This window comes from Coprococcus sp. AM100_B19A, from assembly GCF_027662015.1.
Lineage (GTDB): Bacteria > Bacillota > Clostridia > Lachnospirales > Lachnospiraceae > Allocoprococcus > Allocoprococcus comes.
Map to the genome: position 1 here is coordinate 43475 of NZ_JAQDKN010000009.1, position 22707 is coordinate 66181.

Annotated in this window: 19 protein-coding genes, 2 tRNA genes and 1 other annotated feature; of the genes, 3 read left to right on the top strand and 18 right to left on the bottom strand. The window is 43.3% G+C overall.

Annotated elements, in window-relative coordinates; all coding sequences use genetic code 11:
• Nucleotides 1-21: 21 nt before the first annotated feature.
• From PGQ33_RS10465 to PGQ33_RS10490, 6 genes are all read right to left on the bottom strand, one after another.
• A complete protein-coding gene (locus PGQ33_RS10465; RefSeq protein ID WP_022221151.1) occupies nt 22-1674 on the bottom strand; it encodes a putative manganese-dependent inorganic diphosphatase in 1653 nt (550 codons plus the stop codon).
• Between the two features lie 97 nt (nt 1675-1771).
• Entirely contained in the window at nt 1772-3067 is a 1296-nt protein-coding gene (locus PGQ33_RS10470) for a GTP cyclohydrolase IIa (protein ID WP_117834260.1), read from the bottom strand.
• Between the two features lie 116 nt (nt 3068-3183).
• A complete protein-coding gene (locus PGQ33_RS10475) occupies nt 3184-4518 on the bottom strand; it encodes an amidohydrolase (RefSeq protein WP_118199022.1) in 1335 nt (444 codons plus the stop codon).
• 16 nt (nt 4519-4534) lie between these two features.
• Complete coding sequence (locus PGQ33_RS10480) at nt 4535-5644, bottom strand: M20/M25/M40 family metallo-hydrolase (protein ID WP_008369593.1); 1110 nt, start codon at nt 5642-5644, stop codon at nt 4535-4537.
• Between the two features lie 18 nt (nt 5645-5662).
• A complete protein-coding gene (locus tag PGQ33_RS10485; RefSeq protein ID WP_008369595.1) occupies nt 5663-6352 on the bottom strand; it encodes a hypothetical protein in 690 nt (229 codons plus the stop codon).
• 21 nt (nt 6353-6373) lie between these two features.
• Nucleotides 6374-7108 (bottom strand): DUF5058 family protein, encoded by a 735-nt coding sequence (locus PGQ33_RS10490; protein WP_008369597.1) that lies wholly within the window; start codon nt 7106-7108, stop codon nt 6374-6376.
• A 289-nt stretch (nt 7109-7397) separates the two neighbouring features.
• Here PGQ33_RS10490 and PGQ33_RS10495 point away from each other — a divergent pair, with 289 nt between their 5' ends.
• The gene (locus tag PGQ33_RS10495) at nt 7398-8084 is read left to right on the top strand and encodes a S1 RNA-binding domain-containing protein (protein ID WP_022221145.1); all 687 of its coding nucleotides are present in this window, start codon (nt 7398-7400) and stop codon (nt 8082-8084) included.
• Between the two features lie 111 nt (nt 8085-8195).
• Here the strand turns inward: PGQ33_RS10495 and PGQ33_RS10500 are convergent, their stop codons facing one another.
• The 10 genes from PGQ33_RS10500 to PGQ33_RS10545 form a co-directional block, all read right to left on the bottom strand.
• Nucleotides 8196-10112, bottom strand: a complete 1917-nt coding sequence (locus tag PGQ33_RS10500) for an NAD(+) synthase (protein WP_270205698.1) — start codon at nt 10110-10112, stop codon at nt 8196-8198.
• 12 nt (nt 10113-10124) lie between these two features.
• Nucleotides 10125-11003, bottom strand: a complete 879-nt coding sequence (hslO, locus tag PGQ33_RS10505) for an Hsp33 family molecular chaperone HslO (protein ID WP_008369602.1) — start codon at nt 11001-11003, stop codon at nt 10125-10127.
• Nucleotides 11004-11022: 19 nt separating this feature from the next.
• Nucleotides 11023-11805 carry a class I SAM-dependent DNA methyltransferase gene (locus tag PGQ33_RS10510; protein WP_270205714.1) on the bottom strand — a complete coding sequence of 261 codons (783 nt, stop codon included), beginning with the start codon at nt 11803-11805 and terminating at the stop codon, nt 11023-11025.
• 203 nt (nt 11806-12008) lie between these two features.
• Nucleotides 12009-12644 carry a lactate utilization protein gene (locus PGQ33_RS10515; protein ID WP_022221141.1) on the bottom strand — a complete coding sequence of 212 codons (636 nt, stop codon included), beginning with the start codon at nt 12642-12644 and terminating at the stop codon, nt 12009-12011.
• Nucleotides 12644-13669 carry a branched-chain amino acid aminotransferase gene (locus PGQ33_RS10520; protein WP_008369610.1) on the bottom strand — a complete coding sequence of 342 codons (1026 nt, stop codon included), beginning with the start codon at nt 13667-13669 and terminating at the stop codon, nt 12644-12646. The genes PGQ33_RS10515 and PGQ33_RS10520 overlap by 1 nt, the downstream gene beginning before the upstream one ends.
• Before the next feature lie 154 nt (nt 13670-13823).
• Complete coding sequence (gene ilvN, locus PGQ33_RS10525; protein ID WP_022221140.1) at nt 13824-14333, bottom strand: acetolactate synthase small subunit; 510 nt, start codon at nt 14331-14333, stop codon at nt 13824-13826.
• 18 nt (nt 14334-14351) lie between these two features.
• Nucleotides 14352-16082, bottom strand: coding sequence for a biosynthetic-type acetolactate synthase large subunit (gene ilvB / locus PGQ33_RS10530; RefSeq protein ID WP_008369614.1), 1731 nt, complete (start codon nt 16080-16082; stop codon nt 14352-14354).
• Between the two features lie 88 nt (nt 16083-16170).
• Nucleotides 16171-16429, bottom strand: a binding site (T-box leader).
• 80 nt (nt 16430-16509) lie between these two features.
• Complete coding sequence (locus tag PGQ33_RS10535) at nt 16510-16998, bottom strand: dihydrofolate reductase (protein ID WP_270205699.1); 489 nt, start codon at nt 16996-16998, stop codon at nt 16510-16512.
• A gap of 17 nt (nt 16999-17015) precedes the next feature.
• The gene (gene thyA, locus PGQ33_RS10540; protein ID WP_008369620.1) at nt 17016-17864 is read right to left on the bottom strand and encodes a thymidylate synthase; all 849 of its coding nucleotides are present in this window, start codon (nt 17862-17864) and stop codon (nt 17016-17018) included.
• 33 nt (nt 17865-17897) lie between these two features.
• Nucleotides 17898-19184, bottom strand: a complete 1287-nt coding sequence (locus PGQ33_RS10545; RefSeq protein WP_195250270.1) for a homoserine dehydrogenase — start codon at nt 19182-19184, stop codon at nt 17898-17900.
• Nucleotides 19185-19403: 219 nt separating this feature from the next.
• On the opposite strand from PGQ33_RS10545, the gene PGQ33_RS10550 reads away from it, so the two are divergent.
• Entirely contained in the window at nt 19404-20282 is an 879-nt protein-coding gene (locus tag PGQ33_RS10550) for a hypothetical protein (RefSeq protein WP_195250275.1), read from the top strand.
• 587 nt (nt 20283-20869) lie between these two features.
• On the opposite strand, the gene PGQ33_RS10555 is transcribed toward PGQ33_RS10550, so the two are convergent.
• Nucleotides 20870-20942 (bottom strand) — tRNA-Gly (locus PGQ33_RS10555).
• Nucleotides 20943-21202: 260 nt separating this feature from the next.
• Here PGQ33_RS10555 and PGQ33_RS10560 point away from each other — a divergent pair.
• Nucleotides 21203-21275: transfer RNA gene (locus PGQ33_RS10560), tRNA-Gly, on the top strand.
• Between the two features lie 190 nt (nt 21276-21465).
• On the opposite strand, the gene PGQ33_RS10565 is transcribed toward PGQ33_RS10560, so the two are convergent.
• On the bottom strand, nt 21466-22635 hold the full coding sequence (locus PGQ33_RS10565) for a M20 metallopeptidase family protein (protein ID WP_044998604.1): 1170 nt from the start codon (nt 22633-22635) through the stop codon (nt 21466-21468).
• Between the last annotated feature and the right edge of the window lie 72 nt (nt 22636-22707).

The window sequence follows — 22707 nt, forward strand, 5'->3', positions numbered from 1 at the left end:
CTCCTATAGAGTCATCTGTTTTTATTTTTGCTGCAGGTAAGTTACCAGAACAGGGATCATCTGTTTCTTTCTTGATACTACACCTTTCAGGAGAATTTTTTCCGTATCTCCCGGCAGTTCAAACGCTTCAAGAACCTGTTCCTTTGCATTTTCACCACAGCAAAGGAGTTCTGTAGACTCTTCCAGAATATTAGTCATCATCAGATACAACATATGCAGTCCCTGAGTCTTTCTCGCCTCTTCCAGATATGGGATCAGACGTCCTTTCACCTCATCCAGTTCATCCTGATTCATGGATGTGATCTGTCCGACTCCAAACATGATATCTTTTACATTGAACACCTTAAAGTCCTGGAAACAGATCTCTTCTACGGATTTGCCACGCAGATTGCTTCCCGCATTGAACATCTCTTTTGCATGTTCTTCCATATCAATCCCGGCAATCCGCGCCAGTGCCTCTGCTGCCGCCTGATCAACCATCGTACAGGTTGGTGAACGGAACAGTAACGTATCCGAAATAATTGCAGAGCACAGAAGTCCCGCCATCTGTGGCTCTACCTCTACACCACTTTCCTGATACATCTGGTAAATGATCGTAGCGGTACATCCAACCGGCTGATTCCGGAAATATACCGGTCCGATTGTCTCCAGACCGCCCAGTCTGTGATGATCAATGATCTCCTGCACCTCTGCCTCTTCAATTCCATTCACAGCCTGTGATTTTTCATTATGATCCACAAGAATCACCTGTTTTTTACGGGATGTCATAAGTCTTCGTCTGGAGAGGAAACCACAGAACTTTCCTTTATTATCCAGAATTGGAAAATCTCTGTACTTCGTCTTTGACATAACTTCTTTCACATGTTCCACATAATCATTCAAATGAAAAATCTCCAGATTATCACGGCTCATAAAATACTTGACCGGAATACTCTGGTTGATCAGCCTTGCAGCAGTAAAAGTATCATGTGGTGTCTGAATAATCACGATATCTCTCTCCTCTGCCATCTTCTTGATCGTCTTGGAAATATTGGCTCCCTGGCAGATGACCAGACAGCTTGCATCCATCTCGATCGCGCACAGCTGTGACTCATAACGGTTTCCAAGAATGACAAGATCATCCTTCTCAATAAAATTCTCCATCAGATCCGGACTGGATGCGGCAATGACAACTTTTCCATTCAGGAAATAGCCATGCTCATTCCCGGAGATCAGTGTTCCGTCCAGTGTTTTGACGATATTGCGGTACTGGGTTCTCGCTGTTGCAAGGATATTATTATCGTACACTTCCATATATGACGTAGCAATATCTCCGATAGTGATCAGCCCTTCCAGCTTCTCACCTCTTGTTACCGGCAGTGTCTTAATATTCTCATCTTTCATTCTTGCCCATGCGTCTTTAATGGACATGTGACCAGATACGCCCTCAATATGACGGATATCCATATCTTTTACCTGAAGGTGTACATTGTCCAGAAGAGACGGCACACTTACCTGGAATTTATCCAGAACATATGCTGTCTCACCATTTACCTCTCCCGCTCTTTTCGCTATGTATTTTTCTCCTGTGATTTTATTTTTCAGATTTGCATATGCAATTGCCGAACAAATAGAATCTGTATCTGGATTTTTATGTCCGATCACATATACTTTCTTTGGTTTTTTCTGATCCATTTTATATTACTCCATTACTATCTCTTGTTCCTTTACTTTTCAGAATGCCATTTTTTTTACTGTTCGTCAACCCTTGTTCGGATAAAAGACCATTACACTAAATTTTAAACAATATCTCTACCAGTGCCTTCGGTCTGCCACCCGCTGCCGCTGTCTTCTTTGCATACACTTTTCCATAACCGGCTTCCATGATCTTATTCATGATCCGGCGCGCACTTCTGACCGTAATTCCCAGACACTCCGCCAACTGATGTGCATCGAAAATATAACTTTTTCTTACATCTGCAATGGCAATGATCTTCAGAATTGACGTTGTGCTGAGCCCGGTTTTTTCTGAAATTTCCTGTAGCTTCGGATCGGAAGAAATGAGCTGATATTCCAGCTGGATCTCCTTTCCAAGCGGTCCGTGCTGTGTCTGACCGGCATCAATCCAGAAAATCTCCTGCTTTGCATTTTTCAGGGAAAAATCCAGTGCACGTCTTGCGTTCATTTCCGCCTCATTCATCGTGCCTCCGGTTCCGATCCCTACATTCAGGCTGATTTTATTCTCCTCCTGCACTTTTTTTTGCAGATTCAGAAGCTTCCGCTGGTTAAATTCTTCTTGTACAGCCCCGGAATTGGAAAATACAATATATTCTCTTCTTCCTGATGCAAAAATTGCACCTTGAATCCCTTCTGTATATTTGATGATTTCTTTTTCAATATCTGCTTTTGCAAGCATACTTGAATAATAATTCTCTTCTCTGCTCTTATAATCCGTCAGCTGAAAAATCTCAACTGCTGCCTGCGCATATTCTGCTTCCTGAAGCGCACATTCATTTTTTAATTTCTCCAGTGCCACTCTCACTTTTGCCCTGGTCGGAGGCAGATAAATTGCATGGTATCCCTTTTCCTGCAGTATCTTATACACCCACCGAAGAGAAGTCAGTGCCACATTGACCTTTCCTTCATCCAGAAGCTTCATGTGCCACTCCACATACTGTTCTTCTTCCACTCCTGCCTGAAACGGACAGGAATAAATGTTTCTTGCCAGGATGTCAAATGCATCCAGCAAATCCTCAATGACCTGTTTTTCTACAATATCAATACTAAATGCATCCAGTTCAATATTACTTTTCTGCATCTGCAGAAATGCTCCCGCAATGCTGACTACCGATTTTTCCACCGACACATGTGGCCTGGTGAAATGATAGTTTCTCCCCACAAAACTTTCGATCGCACAACCCGTAAACAGTACCGCATCACACTCCTGTTCACATTCCTCAATCAGCCGGTCACTTCGGTTAACCTGTTCCTCTTCATAAGAAGCTACTTCTACTGAACTGTCGATTTCTTTTATACTCTTCTTAACAACCTCACAAGATGATTTTGATCCGATAACTCCAACTTTCACAAATTTGTCCCCCGTATTGCGATCTTCTATCCAGAGAACCTGCCGTTGGCAGCTTCTCTCTCTATATCTGAATAATTGCTTTAAAAAAGGAACCCCTTAAACGGGATTCCTTTTTATTATAACTCAGAGCCATCAAAAACCACAAGCTTAGAATGCTCTTTTTTTAATTCCAGATAACTTTCTTTTGTCAGCGTCGGTTTGAAATTGTCAAGAATCTGTTTTGCCTTTTTTGCGTTATCATAAAGAAGATCAATGATCGTAAGCGCCATCATCTTTGCCGGAACGATATAAGCAAGTTCCGGGTCCGCAAGACGGTAATCCTTGGAGTGAAGTCCTCCGGTTATTCCCTCTGTCCAGATGTGCATACACGGCATGATCTGAGAAAGATCCCCCAGATCTGTAGAACCTGCTGTCTCATAAAGCTCTACAAATGAATCTTTTTCCGCCCCTGTATATTCGATCATATTTTCTTTATATAATGCTGAAAGCTCACGGTTGGTATTCATCGGAAGATATCCGATCTTATCGTCAATCTCGACTTTTCCTCCGATTGCAAGTGCTCCGGCTTTTAACGCACGGTTCACTTTTTTACTGGCATCCAGCATTCCATCAATTGTGAAAGCACGTACCATGATCTGCATCTTCACAACAGCAGGAACTACATTTACCAGATCTCCGCCTTCTGTAATGATTGCACTTACACGAACCTTTTCTTTCTCCTGAAAAGTCTCACGGAGTGCATGAATGTTGTTCAGTGCCAACTCTGCCATATTTAACGCATTGATTCCTTCATGTGGTGCGAAACCTGCATGCGCAGCTTCTCCGATAAATGTTACCGTCTTTGTCACAAATCCGTTGCAGTCGGTATCAATCGTGCAATGCCTGCCATTTCCAATTTCCATCATGTGACACTGCAATGCCATATCCACATCATCAAAGCCACCACGTTTTAAATATTCCTGCTTGCCGCCGTAAAAACTAATCTTATTTTCACGGATCAGACTGTCGCGATAATCATAATCTACGCATTCTTCCGCAGGGATCGCAATAAAATCAACCGCTCCACCCAGTTCCTTCATCACTCCGGATCTTAAAAGACCAATCGCACATCCATACAGATCTGCAAGCTGTGCATGATGACCGCAGGCATGAACATTTCCTTCTGGCGTACTGTCCGGATGTTCTTTGCACTGGATACAGTCCAGCTCTCCGATCACGGCAATTCTTGTATTCCCTTTTTTCGGAGTTGAAACCTTACAGCCAGTATATGCAATTTCCGTCTCCGGCTCTTCTCCAATCTCCTGAAATGCCTTTATCATTCTTTCTGTAGTCTTAAATTCTTTGTAGCCAAGTTCAGGCGTTTTATATACATCATCACCAAGCTGAATGATCAGATCTCTGTTCTCGTCAATCGCGTCCAGACATCTCTGCTTCAGTTCTTCTTTTTCCATCTATGTCGTCCATCTCCTATTCTGCACCCATCAGTCTTCTCAGTACTTTTGTCACTTTCCAGGTCTCATCTGTATCAAGCGCTTCTTCTACTGTGTGTACATTGATCATTCCACATCCCAAAATGACGCTCTTATATCCGTGTCCCGCAAGCACATTTGCATCACTTCCGCCACCGATGATCATTTTATTTGCTGTAATTCTTTCTTCTGCCATTGCATTTACAGTATCCTGGATCAATTCACAGTCTTCTTCCAGCGACAGGACCGGGTAAGCCATCTCATGCTTCATCTCATAACAGGCTCCCATTTCCTCTACAGCTTCCTTGCAGCACTGTTCCATATGTGCAACCTCTGCAGCCAGCTTTTCCATACTGTGTGAACGGATCTCTGCGGTAAATGTAACCTCATCTGTTACGATGTTGGTTGCAGATCCACCTTCAATATGTCCGATATTAGAGGTTGTCTCATAATCAATACGTCCGATGTGCATCTTACTGATTGCCTTTGATGCCACAACAATTGCATTGATTCCTTTTTCCGGTTCAATTCCGGCATGCGCTTTCTTTCCTTTGAAAGTAATCTCAATCGCTTCCATTGCCGGTGCTTTGTATGCGAGAGTCTCTGCTCCACCGGTTGCATCTACAACAACCAATTCCTTGCATGGCAGCATAGACATATCCATGTGCTTTGTTCCCATCATACTGATCTCTTCGGAGCAGGTAAATACAAGATAAATATCTCTGTGCGGTACACCGCTTTCAATGATATCTTCTACCGCTTCCATGATTGCTGAAATTCCAGCTTTGTCATCTCCGCCAAGTGTTGTTGTCTTGTCGGTACTGATGATGTTTCCATTGATCACCGGATTTACATTTCTGCAAGGCTCAATCTGATCCATATGTGCTGCAAATCCAAGTGGACGTTCCTTCGTATTTCCTTTTACAAATGCAACGATATTTCTGCCGTTTCCACCATAAGCTTCCCCGGCATGATCTGACTGGAACGGAATGTTCCGCTCTCTCAGCCAGTTTTCTATCCAGTCCGCCATCTCTTTTTCCCCTTTTGACGGGCTGTAGATCTTGATCATCTCAATAAATCTTTCCTGTAATCTTTCTCTCGATAACATCGTTTTTCCTTTCCGGACTTAGTCCTCAAGCTCTTTCTTGTAGATAATCTTTCCTGCGAAAATAGATCCAAATACGGCTACCAGGATAACAACGTATGACGGTGTTCCAGGGAAGAAGGATAAGAATCCGTTTTTCATCAGCCAGTTCATTGCAAATGCAATAACTACTGCAACTACACCAAGCTTCGGTCTTGTGATTGCGAACTGTCCGAATACAGCTCCGTAAAGTGCCGGAAGAAGGAAGTTGAGGGCCTGCTTGAATCCTTCTGGCATCATACCAATAATTGCGTTTCCTGCAATTGCTCCGATTGTCAGAATCACAATATTTACAATGATCGATACAGCAATACCGATGGTTGATACAACAGAACCTTTGTCACTCCCCATTTCAACGCCTGCTGCTTCCTGTGCAACAGAAGAACACGGAACACGCATGTTGGATGTATTTCCTGAAAGGAATGTCAGATAAGTTCCCGGGATTCCAAGAATCGGGAAATAGGAAATCGGTTCTACAATATAAAATGCTCCACTTACACTGATCTGTGCGATTGTACCTGCAATGATTGCGGATACCGGTGGCATACATCCGTACACAACTGAGATAACAAGTGCCGGTCCAAAACATGTAATGATACCTAATAACATGGTGATTTTTCCCCATTTAACAATATCAGGTATATAGACTTTGTTGTAGTATTCTTTATTCATATCTTTATCCTCTCATTCCTATTAAAATACAGTGTTCCAGATGTAACCAATGAGCATGCCTGAGAACATGGAAATTGCAAAGGCCCATTCTCTGAGCCATCCAATATTCTTTTCTTTCGCTAACTTTGTCAGGATCATCATAAGAATGCATCCTACGATTGTTGCGATTGCCGGTGCTCCGCCAAATGCAAACTGATTCTTTTCGTTGAAGAAGTTTCCTGATGCAAGGTTTGCAAATGCACCAAGCATCGCTCCTGCTGAAATGATCGGAACCATTTTGGAATTTCCTTTTGACATCAGATGGTTTACTTTATCCATCTTATCTGTGAAAAGGAGTGTGAAAATCAGCCATCCAAGTGAACCACAGATCATGGTCCATACACCGCAGGCAAATGCAACCGGTGTCAGGTTCTCCAGTGTAGCGCCCATTGCCTGTGCGCCAAATCCGGCTGCCATTGCTTCATAGTTAACGGATCCGATGAAAGAAAGTCTCATCCATGAAACAGGTGCTCCCATTGATACGATCAGAGAGATCATTGTTACCAGGATTACAATAGATGGTCCAATTGAGGAAATGGCACTACTCTTAATTGCCATATTGATCTTTTCCTGTTCAATTCCAATCTCTTTTGCTGCTTTGAGCGACTTCCTGAAAAACAGTACGGACTGAAAAACTACGATTCCTACTGCTATTGCGGCACTCACCCACATCAGAGGGCTGTTTGCCAGTTCCAGATAATTCACGTTTCCCTTCATTTTAAATTCTCCTTTGCCTTTTAGTTTAGAACACTGTCCTTAACATGTCCTTATGTTGGTAATATACAATTTATTTTTTCTTTTGTCAACTTTTTTCATAAATTTTACTATTCAAAATATACACAAATTTTTACCACAATTTTCGTACATAATAACGATTTTTTCTCATTAAGCACAATTTAACCGTCTAACCATCTGGAATCCATACTTTTTATCTATACAAAAATGTGTTATACTAATAAACATATTGAGCATACGTTCAGAAAAATAAACTAACAGAGGTGTTAAGATGGAAAACGAAAAATTACAGGAACAGACAGAAAGCATGGCAGACTACGAAGCACATTTCGATGATGCCAATCCATGGAATGTGGTCGCACGTTATCAGGAAGAAGGAACCAATCTTCACGTAAAAGTAGAAGGAATCGTAAATGGTGGTGTCATCGCCATGGTCGAAGGACTTCGAGGATTCATCCCGGCATCCCGCCTTTCTCTTTCTTATATCGAAGATCTGGAGACTTATCTTCTAAAAGAAATTGATGTCCGCGTGATCGAAGCAAACCAGGCAGAAGGACGCCTGATCTTATCTGCACGTGAGATTTTAAGAGAACAGAAAAAAGCAGAAGATGCAAAAAAACTTGCATCTGTACAGGTTGGAAGTGTTGTAAAAGGTACCGTTGAATCGCTTCAGTCCTACGGTGCTTTTGTACGTCTCGAGAACGGTCTTTCCGGTCTGGTTCACATTTCCCAGATCAGTACCCAAAGAATCAAATCAGCAGACCAGGTACTTCACGTTGGGGACGAAGTAGATGTCAAAGTCATCGGTATCAAAGACGGTAAGATCAGCCTCAGTATCAAGGCTCTTGCCGAAGATGCTGAAAAAGAACAGGAGGAAGAGCTGGAACACGTAGAAATTCCGAAAGTAGAAGCAATCGGAACCAGCCTTGGGGATCTGTTTAAAAATATCAAGCTTTAAAAATTATAATTTAAAAAAGGGAAGCCTGCACTTTCGCAGACTTCCCTTTATCATTGCCTGATAAGTATCACTGACACTTTATGCGAGAATGTACCCCCTGTACATTCTTTTCTATTTCTCCAGTGCTTCCAGATCCTGCATCCAGACTGCCGCACACGCATCGCTCGGCATTCTCCAGTCTCCTCTCGGAGAAAGTGCCACCGTACCGATCTTCGGTCCGTCCGGCAGGCAGGAGCGCTTAAACTGCTGCGCAAAAAATCTTCGGTAAAAGGTCTTCAGCCATTTCATGATCGTCTCGCTGTCATAAGTTCCTTCAAACGCAAGCTTTGCGAGCCGATAGATCTTTGACGGTTCAAAGCCAAATCTCAGAACATAATACAGATAAAAATCATGCAGTTCATACGGACCTACAAGGTCTTCTGTCTTCTGGGCGATCTCGCCATCCTTCGGTGGAAGAAGCTCCGGACTTACCGGTGTGTCAAGAACATCCAGAAGTACCTCTTTCAGCTCCTGATCCTCACATGTATCCGCATAATACTGAACCAGATGGCGTACCAGTGTCTTCGGAACAGATGCATTGACTCCGTACATAGACATATGATCTCCATTATAAGTCGCCCACCCAAGAGCCAGCTCCGACATATCTCCGGTTCCGATGACCATGCCCCATTCCTGGTTAGCAATATCCATCAGCACCTGGGTACGCTCTCTTGCCTGTGAATTCTCATAGGTCACATCATGTACCTCTTCATCATGTCCGATATCACGGAAATGCACATGAACTGCATCCGCGATCGGCACCTCTTTCAAAGTGGCTCCCAGCTTCTTCGACATCAGGCAGGCATTCTGATAGGTTCTGTCTGTCGTACCAAAGCAAGGCATCGTCACTGCAACGATATCCTTGCGGTCTTTTCCTGCCATGTCAAACGCTTTTGCCGTCACAAGCAGTGCCAGCGTTGAATCCAAACCGCCGGAAATTCCAACGACTGCTGTTCTCGAGTGAGTATGCACCAGACGCTTCTTCAGTCCCATTGCCTGGATCATCAGAATCTCCTCACAGCGCTTTTCCCGCTCTGCCATATTCTGTGGAACAAAAGGGGTCTGTGCAAAGCTTCTGGTAAGTGCTGTCTCTTCCACACTTATGTGGAACAGTACTTTTGGAAGATGACGTTCTTCCGTTGTCTGGAAAGTTGTATTTTTTCTCCGTTCACTTAAAAGGCGGAAAATGTCAATCTCACTGACGATCATCTCGTTGGCAAACCGCTTTGCTTCTTTCAGAATCGTCCCGTTCTCTGCAATAATATTGTGTCCACCAAATACCACATCCGTCGTAGACTCTCCGTCCCCGGCATTTGCATAGACATAACCTGCAATCAGTCTTGCAGACTGTCCCTTGATCAGTTCTTCCCGGTAACTATCCTTTCCGATCGTCTCATCACTTGCTGAACAGTTGACCAGGATGACCGCACCTTCTCTTGCCGCCTCAATGCTCGGCGGGACTGGTGACCAGACATCCTCACAGATCTCTGCCGATACGACCAGCTCATCCATCTCTGCCGCCTGATACAGGATCTGCGGCCCAAACAGGATTTCTTCCCCTTCATAAGAAATCACTCTTGCTTTTTTCGGTCCCTGACGGAATTGACGCATCTCATAAAATTCCCCATAATTCGGAAGAAATGTCTTGGTTGTAAAGCCAAGGATCTTTCCGTCATTTAATGCGGCCGCAACATTATAAAGCTCTCCATCAATTGCAAGTGGAAGCCCAACAAATACAAGTGCTTCTGTATGCCTGGTCTCTTCTGCAACTTTTGCAAGTGCTCTGCGCACCTCTTTTAACAGTATATCCTGTGTAAAAAGATCGCTGCAAGTATACCCGGTCAGGCAAAGCTCCGGAAAAACAATGATCTTTGCGCCTGCCTTCTCAGCTTCTTTCATACGTTTGCAGATTTCCTTACAGTTGTGCCAGACATCCGCCACACGAATATCAACTGTGACCGCTGCAACTTTGATAAATCCCTGTTTCATGTGTTTACCTCTTTATCTTTTTGCCTGTTTTAAAATCTGTTTCAGTTCTTCTACACTAAATGTATACGCCGTATTGCAGAAATGGCATTTTACTTCTACTTCTTTTCCGTCATCGATCATTTCCTGGATATCTTTTTTTCCGATGCTGATGATGGCTTTCTCGATTCTCTCATGCGAACAATTGCATTTAAACTGTGTATCCATTGTATCTGTAAATTCCACATTCAGGCCATCCAGTACCTGCTCCAGCATCTGCTCCGGTGTATGTCCGTTATCCAGCATACTGGTAACAGAAGAGATCTTCTTGATATTCTCTTCCAGTTTATCCAACACCTCATCCGATATAAACGGCATTACCTGCACAATAAATCCACCTGCACAGTGTACAGTGTTGTCCTTGTTCATCAATACTCCAAGACCCACAGACGACGGAACCTGTTCGCTGGTTGCAAAATAATACGTCAGATCTTCTGCGATCTCACTTGTCTGCAGAATAGTCTGTCCAACATATGGTTCTTTCAGTCCCATATCTTTAATAACATTTAAAAGACCGATTCCAACAGCTCCTCCAACATCCAGCTTGCCATTCTTAGGCGGCATCATTGCTTCCGGATGATCGACGTATCCTTTCACGTCACCTTTTGCATCTGCAGTCACCGTAATTCCGCCAAGTGGTCCATCACCTTTGATCTGAAGCGTCAGCACATCTGTCTCATTCTTCATCATGCCTCCCATCATTGCTCCTGCTGTCAGAAGTCTTCCAAGTGCCGCTGTTGCTACCGGACTTGTGTCATGTCTCTTTCTTGCCTCTTCCACCAGATTTCCGGTTGTTGCGGCAAATGCACGGATCTGTCCGTCTCCCGCAGTTGCTCTTACAATATAATCTTTCATATAACAATTCTCTCCTGTTCTATTTTCCCTGTTCTCTTGCGATCACATAAATGCGCTCGCTTGTGTCCATCGGCGCATTCTTTGAAAATGCATCGTATGCTGTCACAAATTCCAGCCCCGACTTCCGGATCAGTTCCTTCATCTCCTCCAGCGTATACGCTCTCTGATAATGCGTCTCTTCATATTTGCGATAAAGCCCACTGTCCTTATCTGTCTCAATAAAAAGACTCAGATCATATTCATTGATCTTCTCATCTTCGTAATAATAGTTGTCCCAGATAAAACTGCATTCCTCCCGGTTCTCCGCAATTGTGCGATCCCCAAGAATCTCTTCATACTTGTAACGTGTATTAAAATCAAAAATAAAAACACCTTTCGGATCCAGATAATTGTTGACCAGGCGGAATACTTCCTGAAGTTCTTCCGGCTCTGTAATATAATTGACTGAATCGCAGACACTGATGACAGCTCTTACCGTACCATACAGTTCGAATTCTCTCATATCCTGCAGAAGATACAGAATATCATAACCGGATTTGTCTCGTTTCTCCATTGCGATCTCCAGCATCTCTTCCGCATTGTCCGCACCAATCATATCATATCCTGCCTTTGCAAGCAATTCTGTCATATTCCCGGTACCACACCCCAGATCCAGTACCAGTCCATCTCTGACACCATATTCTCTCATAAGACCGGTGAGATATTCACACCATTCTTCGTAGGGAATATTATCCATGAAGGTATCATATACACGTGCAAAGCTTGTATACGCTTCCATACTCTGTTGTTCCTCTCTTTCGATTCGCCATCAATGCCCATAAGCAGCACTGACCGATGTCCACGGACCACTCCGCTGCGTATCCTGACATCCAGATTATTCTATAGTATAACACAGGATTTTCTTATAGAAAAGTCATATTATGATGAGAACTTTTTCCCTTTCGGAATTTTCTTTTTCAGGCACAAAAAGAACCAGGGAAAATCCCCTGATTCTCTTCGTATTTTTTAGAATCCCAGTTCTTCATTCACCAGAATCACTTTTATTCTGTTTGGAACATGGCTGAATCTCGTAATCAACGTCTGACAGCAGATACTTTTCGGAGATTTACAGTTGGAACAGACACCTGTCTTCGCACACGGAAGTCCTTCAAAACGCTGTCCGTTAATCGGAGCTGCCACATACTTTGCACGGGCATATGCATCCTCTGCACTTCTTACAATTTTATTCATACCAACAATCATCAGAACATTTTCCGGTCCGTAAGAAATAGCTGCCACACGGTTTGCATTTCCATCTATATTAACCAGTATCCCATCTTCCGAGATTGCATTACAGCTTGCCAGAAAATAATCGCAGTTAAGTGCCTGATGCATCATCTCTGCTTTTTCCTCCGGTGTCGCACACAGATCTCTGTCCAGCACTTTATAATTTCCTTTATGAAGTGCTTCAGGAAGACCAATTGCCTTAATGCTCATAGACCCTCCCCAACTGATGCTGCTTCCTTCCGGAATCAGCTCCAGTGCAAGGGCAAGTGCCTCTTCTTTGGTCTGTACATAATGTCCCTCCATCTGACGGGACTTCAAATTCTTTATCACCTGCTCAGCGAGCAGATCATTTCGCTTTGTAACGAATTTATCCATTATTCAACCACCTGGATCCATCCTTCCGGTGCTTCGATGTGTCCCATCTGAATTCCGGTAAGTGTTTCATATAATTTCTTGATAACAGGTCCCATCTCATCCATTCCGCTTGGGAAGCAGATTTCTTTACCATGATCTACAATCTTTCCAACCGGTGATATAACTGCTGCTGTTCCGCAAAGTCCGCATTCTGCAAAGTCTTTTACTTCATCAAGATATACTTCTCTTTCTTCTGTCTCAAGTCCAAGATAATGTTCTGCCACATAAAGAATAGAACGTCTTGTAATAGATGGAAGGATACTGTTTGACTTCGGAGTAACTACTTTACCATCTTTTGTGACGAAGATGAAGTTTGCTCCACCTGTCTCTTCTACTTTTGTTCTTGTTGCTGCATCCAGATACATATTCTCTGCATAGCCTTCTTCATGTGCTGTTACAATTGCATGTAAGCTCATTGCATAGTTAAGACCAGCTTTGATATGTCCTGTTCCATGCGGTGCTGCACGGTCAAAGTCTGAGACTTTAATTGTGATCGGCTTTGCGCCGCCCTTGAAATATGGTCCTACTGGTGTTACAAATGCACGGAACTGATATTCGTCAGCAGGTTTAACTCCGATAACCGGATTGCTTCCGAACATATATGGACGGATATAAAGGGACGCTCCTGATCCGTAAGGTGGTACATAAGCCGCATTGGCTTTTACTACCTGTACGATCGCATCTACAAAACGGTCTTCCGGAAATACCGGCATCTCAAGTCTTCTTGCAGAATCAGCAAATCTCTTTGCGTTCATATCCGGGCGGAATACAACGATGCGTCCGTCTTCTGTTGTGTATGCCTTCATACCTTCAAATACTGACTGGGAATACTGCAGAACACCTGCACACTCATTCAATACAATGTTGGCATCTTCTGTCAGGCATCCATCATCCCACTTTCCATCTTTGTAATTTGAAACATATCTCTTTTCGGTCGGGATATAACCAAATCCTATGCTTGACCAGTCAATCTGTTTCTTTTCCATTGTAATTCCTCCATTCCCTTGTTGCTTCTTACAGTAACATATATCTAAATTATAATTTTTGTTTCCCGTATTTTAAATCCTACGGATTACATATCGCTATTATATTACTTCTGTTTTTCAAATTCAAGAGTGCGCTCTGTTTTTTTTGATTTTTTTATCTTTTTGGCATTGTGATCGCTTCAATCCCCACACTTCCGCCTCTTACAACTTCAATTGAATTGAATTCAGAACGTAGAAACTGGATGATCGCTGTATTTTTATGTGCCGTGTGTACAAATTCAAGAAGCACACTGTCTTTTCCATAATCACGTACCTTTGCCTGATAGGTCTGCGCGATCTGGAAAAGCTCTGTCTTATCTTCCGGTGTACAGTTTTTTACCTTGATAAACATCAGCTCCTGCATAACAACAGATACTTCTGTAAAATCAATGACTCTGATGACTTCAACCATACGGTTCAGCTGTTTTTTGATCTGCTCATAAGTCTCTTCATCACTGTTCGTCTCAATCGTCATTCTGGAGATAGTCGGATCTTCTGTTCTACCTACCGTCAGACTCTCCAGATTATAGGATTTACCGGAAAAGAGTCCGGAAATCTTTGACAGTACACCAACCTGATTTTCCACATATAAGGAAATCCATCTTTTTTTCATTGTATTATCCATCTTCACCTCTCCTCTCCATTAATCCATCAAAAGATCTTCCAGGGTTCCGCCCGGACGTACCATCGGATAAACCTGCACTTCCGGATCCAGCATGAATTCGATCAGAGTCGGCACCTTCAGTGCACGGTTTGCTTTTGCCTGTTCAAATGCTGCTTTCATCTCGGATTTTTCGGTTACACGGATTCCCTTTGCCCCATAGCTTTCTGCAAGTTTTACAAAATCCGGCGTATATTTCGGTGGATGCTCTTCTCCACGTCTTGTCGCTGCGCCTGCACGAAGATCCGTCATAGAATAGCGTTTTCCATAGAAAAGTTTCTGCCACTGGCGAACCATTCCAAGATAGGTATTGTTAAATACACAGAGGATCAAAGGAAGTTCTTCCAGCACTGCTGTTGCAAATTCCTGAATATTCATCTGCATACCGCCATCACCGGAAATTGCAATTACCGTACTGTCCGGATTGCCAATCTGCGCTCCGACTGCTCCCGGGAATCCATATCCCATGGTTCCAAGTCCGCCGGACATATAAAGTCTGGTCTTTTCATTCACTTCCAGATACTGGGATGTGAACATCTGATGCTGTCCTACATCTGTCACAACAATCTTGTCATCCTCTTTAAACACTTCATTGATCGTCTCCAGAATATCCTGAGCCTGCATCTGGTCTCCCTTTGGTTTCATCCTAAGCGGATGCTCCTCTTTCCAGCCTTCGATCTGTTCCATCCAGCTTTCTTTTTTCTCCATTGGTTCTACATATTCCAATAATTTTTCAATTGCTTCTTTTGCATCCGCAACGATCGGAATATCTACCTGAATGTTACGTGAGATGGAGGAAGTATCAATGTCGATATGTACGATCGTAGCCTTCGGTGCAAATGCATGCAGTTTTCCGGTGATACGATCGTTAAATCTGGTCCCGATCGAGAACAGCAGATCACATTCTTCCACTGCCATATTGGATGCATATGCACCGTGCATCCCCAGATTACCGATAAAAAGCGGATGCGTTGTCGGAATCGCACCACGTCCCATAATCGTTGTCACAACCGGGATCTGGGTACGTTCTACAAGTTCGGTAAACGCCTTATTCGCTCCTGCAATATTTACCCCACCACCGGCAAGGAACAACGGTTTCTTTGCTTTTCCAAGCATCTTGACTGCTCTCTTAAGCTGTCCGATGTGAACGCCGGTACTCGGCTTATATCCGCGGATATTGACTGTCTCCGGATAATTCGGGCTTCCAAGCTCTGCCATTACATCTTTCGGGAGATCCACAAGAACCGGACCCGGACGTCCGCTGCGCGCAATATAGAATGCCTCTTTGATGATTCTTCCAAGATCTTCTCTCTTTCTTACTGTCACACCGTATTTTGTGATACTTCTTGTAATACCTACAATATCAACTTCCTGGAATGCATCATTTCCGATCAGATGTCTCGCAACCTGTCCGGTAAAACATACCAGCGGTACACTGTCATAATTTGCCGTTGCAATTCCTGTCACCAGATTGGTTGCACCCGGTCCGCTTGTTACCAGACATACCCCGACTTTTCCTGTTGATCTGGCGTAAGCATCTGCAGCATGGACAAGTGCCTGTTCATGACGCGGAAGTACAACTTTTGTGTAATCCTGTTTGTAAATTTCATCACTGATATCAATTGTACAGGCTCCCGGATATCCAAAAAGGATATCTACCCCCTCCTCTTTTAATGCTTTTACAAGTAATTTGTTCCCTGATATTTTTTTCATAAATCTACCTCCATGAATTTTCTATACAGATGATCGCCAAATTTTTATCATAGTCATATAGAATAACAAACGCCCTAAACGGCTGACCGTTCAGGGCGAATATAAAATCCGTGTTACCACCTGTCTTCAGAGAAGCTGCTTCTCTGCTCTCACGCAAGTACAGAACCATAGAAATGTTCGATACTATTCCCCTGTAACGTAGGGCCTACGTCGAAGTCTACTTGAGAAATTCCCGTTCGGTCCGCTGCTCAAAGGCTACTTCTACAATCCCTTCATGAAGGCTTACACCGTCCGCCTTCTCTCTTTGCTTCCGAAGATTATATACTCCTCCTTGTCATAGCATTTCTTCTATTGTCTCATCGATTACATTTATTATAATGAGTGGTCTATTGATTTGTCAATGATACATTTCGCAAATTTTATTGATCTATTTTATTCTTTCATATTTTGCAAATACATACTCAAGATCGAAATATGTCTGTTCATCCGTCTCAGCTGTTTTTTGCCAATCCGGATCCTTTTCCAGATCCGGGAACCAGGTATCTGCCTCATATACATGATCTGTCCGTGTAACATACGCTATATTACAATACGGAAGCATTGCACGGTAAATACTTTCTCCGCCGAGCACAAAGACTTCTCCTTTGTGCTTTTTACATTCCTGCATTGCCTCTTCCACACTGTGTACCACGATCGCATCCTTCACCTGATAATCCGGATTGTGGGAAATCACGATATTAACCCGGTTGGCAAGCGGACGCCCCTGCGGAAAGCTTTCCAGTGTCTTTCTTCCCATCACGACAATATTGCCTTCTGTCATCTGACGGAAGTATTTCATATCTGCCGGGATTCGTACAAGCAGACTGTTATTCTTTCCTATTGCCCAGTTTTTATCTGCATTTACAATAATGTTCATCGTATCTGTCTCCTTTTCTAAACCGCGATCGGAATATTTTTGATCTGCGGTCCTGTCACATAATCGTCTAATCTTACGTCATCCGGTGTAAACTGATAGAAATCTTTCACTTCCGGATTCAGCCAGAATTTCGGTGCCGGGTGCGTCTCTCTTGAAATCAGTTCCTCGATCAGCGAAATATGCCTGTCGTAAATATGTGCATCTGCGATCACATGTACAAATTCGCCCACCTGCATATCGCATACCTGCGCGAGCATATGAAGTAGCACAGCATACTGGCATACATTCCAGTTATTTGCCGCCAACACATCCTGGGAACGCTGGTTCAGGATTCCGTTCAGTGTCAGCTTGTCGCTGCCTTTTTCTTTTGTCACATTGAACGTCATACTGTATGCACACGGATACAGATTCATCTCATGAAGATCTTGATGTACATAGATATTCGTCATGATCCGGCGGCTGTAAGGATTATTCTTCAGATCATAGAGTACACGGTCTACCTGATCCATCATTCCTTCTTTGTAGACATGCTTTACGCCCATCTGATAGCCGTATGCCTTCCCGATCGATCCATCTTCATCTGCCCAGCTGTCCCAGATGTGACTGTTCAGATCATGGATATTATTGGATTTTTTCTGCCAGATCCACAAAAGCTCGTCCGTACAGCTTTTGATCCCGGTTCTTCTGAGTGTCAGTGCCGGGAATTCTTTTCGCAGATCATACCGGTTCACCACACCAAATTTTTTTACAGTATACGCCGGAGTCCCGTCTTCCCATCTCGGACGTACCTTTTCTCCTTCTGTGCTGGTTCCATTATCAATGATGTCCCTGCACATCTCTATAAAAACTTTGTCTGCATAACTCATACCTGATTGCTCCTTTTTCCAATGCTGTGCCTTTTAATATTCTCTGATAATGCTGCTGATCTCACTTACGATCGGCATTTCTTTTAATTCCTCCAGTGCATCCTGAAGATGGTATTCCTTGACTGCGGATGTCCCGATGACAAGTTCTGCCTTTGCCGCTTTTGCCTGTTCCTGAATCACACGTTCGATACTTACCTTATGATCTCCGAATACTTTCGCGATTGCTGCCAGTACTCCCGGTTCATTACTCACCTGCATACGGATAAAGAAACGATTCTTGACGTCCGCATATTCCTTGATCGGAAGCTCTTTGTATGCGCTCCATCCGATTCTTCCGGTACAGTTCCATACAATATTTCTTGTAACATCCATCACATCTCCGACAACTGCACTTGCGGTCGGCAGTTCTCCTGCTCCTCTTCCATAGAACATGGTATCCCCAACTGCATCTCCGTGTACAAAAACAGCATTAAAGGAATCTCTTACGGTAGCGAGCGGATGTTTCTTATCGATCATCATCGGATAAACACCTGCTTCAATTCCATTAGATGTATTTCTCGCAATACCGATCAGTTTGATCACATTTCCCATCTCTTTTGCGTAATTTACATCTGCTGCTGTGATCTTTGTGATTCCCTCCGTATAGACATCCGAAAATTTCACCTGTGAATGGAATGCTGACGTAGCCATGATTGCCACCTTACGTCCTGCGTCCAGGCCTTCCACATCTGCCGTCGGATCCGCTTCTGCATAGCCAAGCTCTGTCGCCTTTGCGAGTGCTTCTGTGAAATCCATTCCATCTTCAAACATCTTTGTCAGGATATAGTTAGTCGTACCGTTGACAATTCCCATGATCTCATCGATCTGGTTGCCTTCCAGGCACTGCTTAAGCGGACGGATGATCGGGATTCCTCCTGCTACCGCTGCTTCAAACAGGAAATCAGCGCTACCTTCTTTCGCAGCGTCATAGAGTTCCTTTCCATATTCTGCGATCAGATCCTTATTTGCACTTACTACATTTTTCCCTGCTTTCAGTGCTTCTATGATCATCGTTTTCGCTGGCTCAATTCCGCCCATCACCTCGATCAAGATTTGGATTTCATCATCTTCTATAATCTCTTTCCACTGATCTGTCAGCAGATTCTGATCTACACCCTGTCTTACTTTTTTCATGTTGTGTACCAGGATTTTCTTTATTTCAAGAGCGGCGCCGGTCTTCTGCTGCATCTCTTCACTGCGGCGTCCAATCAATTTATAAACACCTGTTCCGACTGTTCCAAGTCCAAGTAATCCTACTTTGATTGTCTTTGTATCTGTCATGTCTTCGCGTCCTCCTAATCTATAGTAAATCCATTTTATTCTAGCACTTTTTTGTAAATATTCAAAGAACTTTCTTGACATCTTTTGGGGACGTGATAACATTATAAATGTATGATTCTATGTATTTAAGGATGTGAATGTTAAACATAATTTTTAACATTTACATCATTTAATAAGGGAGTAGATACATATTAAAAAACCAAAGAGGAGAGATAAATCATGCAGTGCCCGATTTGTAAAAAAGATCTTGAGATCAAGAACAAAAAAATAGGCGAAAATGAAGCCGGTGAAGCAATCTACAATGAATTCGCAATCTGCCGCGACTGTAAAAAGCAGTGGAATTTAGATAAACAGCGTGAAAAGAAAAAAAAGCTTGCAAAAGAAGCATTGGCTGAAAAAACAGTTGAAGCCGGTAAGGCTACAGAAAAGCCACACAAAAAGCGCCCGGCTGCCGAAGGAGAAAAGACTTCTGCCGAACGTCCTGCCCAGCCAAAGAAAAAGAAAAAACGTCCGGTATCTCCGGAAAACGCCGAAAAGCGGACCGCTTCTCCTGCTAATCCAGAAGTACCGGCTCATCCGAAGAAAAAACGTCCGAACCCGGCTGCCGAAGGCGAAAGACCGGTAAGAAAACCTCGTCCGAAGACAGAAGGTTCTTCCGAAGAACAGCCATCCAGACCACATCCAAAGAAACGCCCTGCTACTTCAGACCGTCCACTTCTCAAATATGCAGAAGGTCAGGAAGAAAGCCGGGAAAAAGTTCGTCCACGTCCGAAAAAGAAACGTCCGGAAGAAGCCAAACCGGTACATGCAATTGACAATTCCAGCACACGTATCATTTCTGATGAAGAGGATGAACTTAAAATTACTGCACCTGATCTTTCCACTCCAGAAGGAGAAAAAGAACAGACCTATTCTAATATCCCACCAAAGCATGTCCGTGAAAAACGTGAACAGGAGATGCGTGAGAACTATCAGAATATGTTAGACGAAGAAGATGACGATGATGAGAGACATTTTCCTGTTGCGCTTGTTGTAATCCTTATCTTCCTGATCATCGCAGCTGCTGCATTTGCAGGATACTGGTTCTTCCTGAAATAAAAAAAAGAATAGTTATGATGAAAGACTGGCTCGATGCCAGTCTTTTTTACGTTAGTAATGAGCCAGGGTTTCGTGTGAACACGAACCCCCGGCGAACGTACACCATCTCGCTTAGCAGCTCGATGATGTACATTCGCCAAATACAGATTTTTACACCCATGCAGATCCTTGTGCAAGCACAAATCTGCATGGGTGCCAATGGGTATTTTACGTTAGTAATAAGCCAAGGTTTCGTGTGAACACGCCCCCCGGCAAACGTACACCATCTCGCTTAGCAGCTCGATGATGTACATTCGCCAAATACAGATTTTCACATCCATGCAGATCCTTGTGCAAGCACAAATCTGCATGGGTGCCAGTGGGTATTTTACGTTAGTAATGAGCCAGGGTTTCGTGTGAACACGAACCCCCGGCGAACATACACCATCTCGCTTAGCAGCTCGATGATGTACATTCGCCAAATACAGATTTTCACATCCATGCAGATCCTTGTGCAAGCACAAATCTGCATGGATGTGAAAATCTGTATTTGGCTCATTGTATGCACAAAAAAAGAACCACACGCAACATGTAGTTCTTAATTCAAGAGCGACAGACGGGACTCGAACCCGCGACCTCCACCTTGGCAAGGTGGCGTACTACCAACTGTACTACTATCGCATTCATTATTTGTTGTTCATCAGAACAATAAATACTATACAATATATCTATCAATTGGTCAAGTATATTTTCAATTTTATATGTCGGACTTTTCTACTTTTCTTCGTCTATTATTCTGTTAAAATCATTTATTGTCTGATTAACAGAAAACTTATTGAATCTCCGCAAAAAGTAGAACAGAATTTCTTCATTTTTTCGTTGACAATTCCTTCTTTGTACGGTATAGTAGATATTGTTCTGATGAACACAATTTAATAGATGCGATAGTAGTACAGTTGGTAGTACGCCACCTTGCCAAGGTGGAGGTCGCGGGTTCGAGTCCCGTCTGTCGCTCTTTGTGAGACTTATGATTTTCATAAGTCTCTTTTTTCATTCATGTAAATTTCTGATTAAACTTTTAATTAAATCAAAAGCCCCCATTTGTCAAAGTTGTCCCAGATACACGAAAAGGGATCCGCTTTCACTTTTTTGTAAAAGCCTGATCCCTTCTTTTTATTTATTCTAACCTTATAGATCTACTCTTCTATTTTGCCAGCCAGTCCATTGCAATCTTCGCATACATGGCTGCGCCAAGCGGTAATGCTTTTTCATTAAACAGAATCTTTGGATTATGCTGTCCTTTCCATTTACTCTGATCTTCCACTCCGGCTCCGACTACAAAATAACTTGCCGGTATTTTTGCCGAAATCACGGCAAAGTCTTCGGATCCCATGACATGAAATCCACCGTTAATCGTTGTTCCCGGATTCTCAAGAGACTCAACACTTTTAATATACTCTGCATTCAGTTCTTCATTGCAAGTTACACTCGGAACATTGCTGAGTTCTTCGATTTCACATGTAGTACGATAAGCTGCTGCAACAGCCGGAACAATTTCATTAATCCTCCGGATCAGCATCGTCCTCACTTCTTCATTAAATGTCCTTAGTGTTCCCTGAAGCACGCAGCGCTCCGGAATTACATTTGCTGCATTACCAGCTGTAAACTGTCCAATCGTAAGTGCTGCCTCTGCTGATGGTGGACATTCCCTGGCGATCAGTGCCTGAAGAGCATGATAAACTTCTACACCAGCGTTGATCGGGTCAATACAGCCCTCCGGTGCAGAACCATGTCCGCCACGTCCTGTAAGGGTGATTTTAAAGCCATATACAGATGCCATGGCTTCCACACCATATCCAATCGTTCCACATGGAATTGCCGCAAATACATGCGCTGCAAAGGCAGCATCTACATGCGGATTCTCCAGGACTCCTGCTTCCACTGCTGCTTTCGCTCCGCGGAAGGTCTCCTCACCTGGCTGGAACAATAATTTGACCACGCCCGGCAGTTCTTCTTCATGCGCCTTTAAAATTTTTGCCGCTCCAAGAAGGATCGTAGCGTGCAGATCATGTCCGCATCCATGCATACAGCCATTCTTTGATGCAAATTCAAGTCCCGTTTCCTCTTCTACCGGAAGCGCATCCATATCACTTCTCAGGAGAAAACATTTATCCCCTTTTCCAATCTGAGCGATAATCACTGAAACCTCAGGAAATACCTTGTATTCTACATTCATCTCATCCAGACGTTTACTGATATATTCCACAGTCTTTGGAAGCTCCAGATCCGTCTCAGGAATTTGATGAAGATCTCTTCTCCATTTTATAAGTAGATCATTTATTTCCTGCGCTTCTTCTAAAATTTTATGTGCCATATATCCCATCCTCCTTTTATTTCAACTACCATTATTATAGAATTTCGCTACAAAAAAAGAAATGAACATTTC

What these genes read in the sequence shown, in the direction of transcription:
- PGQ33_RS10465 (WP_022221151.1), bottom strand. Translation starts at nt 1,674, where the DNA reads ATGGATCAGAAAAAACCAAAGAAAGTATATGTGATCGGACATAAAAAT.
- PGQ33_RS10475 (WP_118199022.1), bottom strand. Translation starts at nt 4,518, where the DNA reads ATGGAAAAAGAAGAACTGAAGCAGAGATGTCTGGACGCGATTGACGAG.
- PGQ33_RS10480 (WP_008369593.1), bottom strand. Translation starts at nt 5,644, where the DNA reads ATGTTATCGAGAGAAAGATTACAGGAAAGATTTATTGAGATGATCAAG.
- PGQ33_RS10485 (WP_008369595.1), bottom strand. Translation starts at nt 6,352, where the DNA reads ATGAATAAAGAATACTACAACAAAGTCTATATACCTGATATTGTTAAA.
- PGQ33_RS10490 (WP_008369597.1), bottom strand. Translation starts at nt 7,108, where the DNA reads ATGAAGGGAAACGTGAATTATCTGGAACTGGCAAACAGCCCTCTGATG.
- PGQ33_RS10495 (WP_022221145.1), top strand. Translation starts at nt 7,398, where the DNA reads ATGGAAAACGAAAAATTACAGGAACAGACAGAAAGCATGGCAGACTAC.
- PGQ33_RS10500 (WP_270205698.1), bottom strand. Translation starts at nt 10,112, where the DNA reads ATGAAACAGGGATTTATCAAAGTTGCAGCGGTCACAGTTGATATTCGT.
- hslO (WP_008369602.1), bottom strand. Translation starts at nt 11,003, where the DNA reads ATGAAAGATTATATTGTAAGAGCAACTGCGGGAGACGGACAGATCCGT.
- PGQ33_RS10515 (WP_022221141.1), bottom strand. Translation starts at nt 12,644, where the DNA reads ATGGATAAATTCGTTACAAAGCGAAATGATCTGCTCGCTGAGCAGGTG.
- PGQ33_RS10520 (WP_008369610.1), bottom strand. Translation starts at nt 13,669, where the DNA reads ATGGAAAAGAAACAGATTGACTGGTCAAGCATAGGATTTGGTTATATC.
- ilvN (WP_022221140.1), bottom strand. Translation starts at nt 14,333, where the DNA reads ATGGATAATACAATGAAAAAAAGATGGATTTCCTTATATGTGGAAAAT.
- ilvB (WP_008369614.1), bottom strand. Translation starts at nt 16,082, where the DNA reads ATGAAAAAAATATCAGGGAACAAATTACTTGTAAAAGCATTAAAAGAG.
- PGQ33_RS10535 (WP_270205699.1), bottom strand. Translation starts at nt 16,998, where the DNA reads ATGAACATTATTGTAAATGCAGATAAAAACTGGGCAATAGGAAAGAAT.
- thyA (WP_008369620.1), bottom strand. Translation starts at nt 17,864, where the DNA reads ATGAGTTATGCAGACAAAGTTTTTATAGAGATGTGCAGGGACATCATT.
- PGQ33_RS10545 (WP_195250270.1), bottom strand. Translation starts at nt 19,184, where the DNA reads ATGACAGATACAAAGACAATCAAAGTAGGATTACTTGGACTTGGAACA.
- PGQ33_RS10550 (WP_195250275.1), top strand. Translation starts at nt 19,404, where the DNA reads ATGCAGTGCCCGATTTGTAAAAAAGATCTTGAGATCAAGAACAAAAAA.
- PGQ33_RS10565 (WP_044998604.1), bottom strand. Translation starts at nt 22,635, where the DNA reads ATGGCACATAAAATTTTAGAAGAAGCGCAGGAAATAAATGATCTACTT.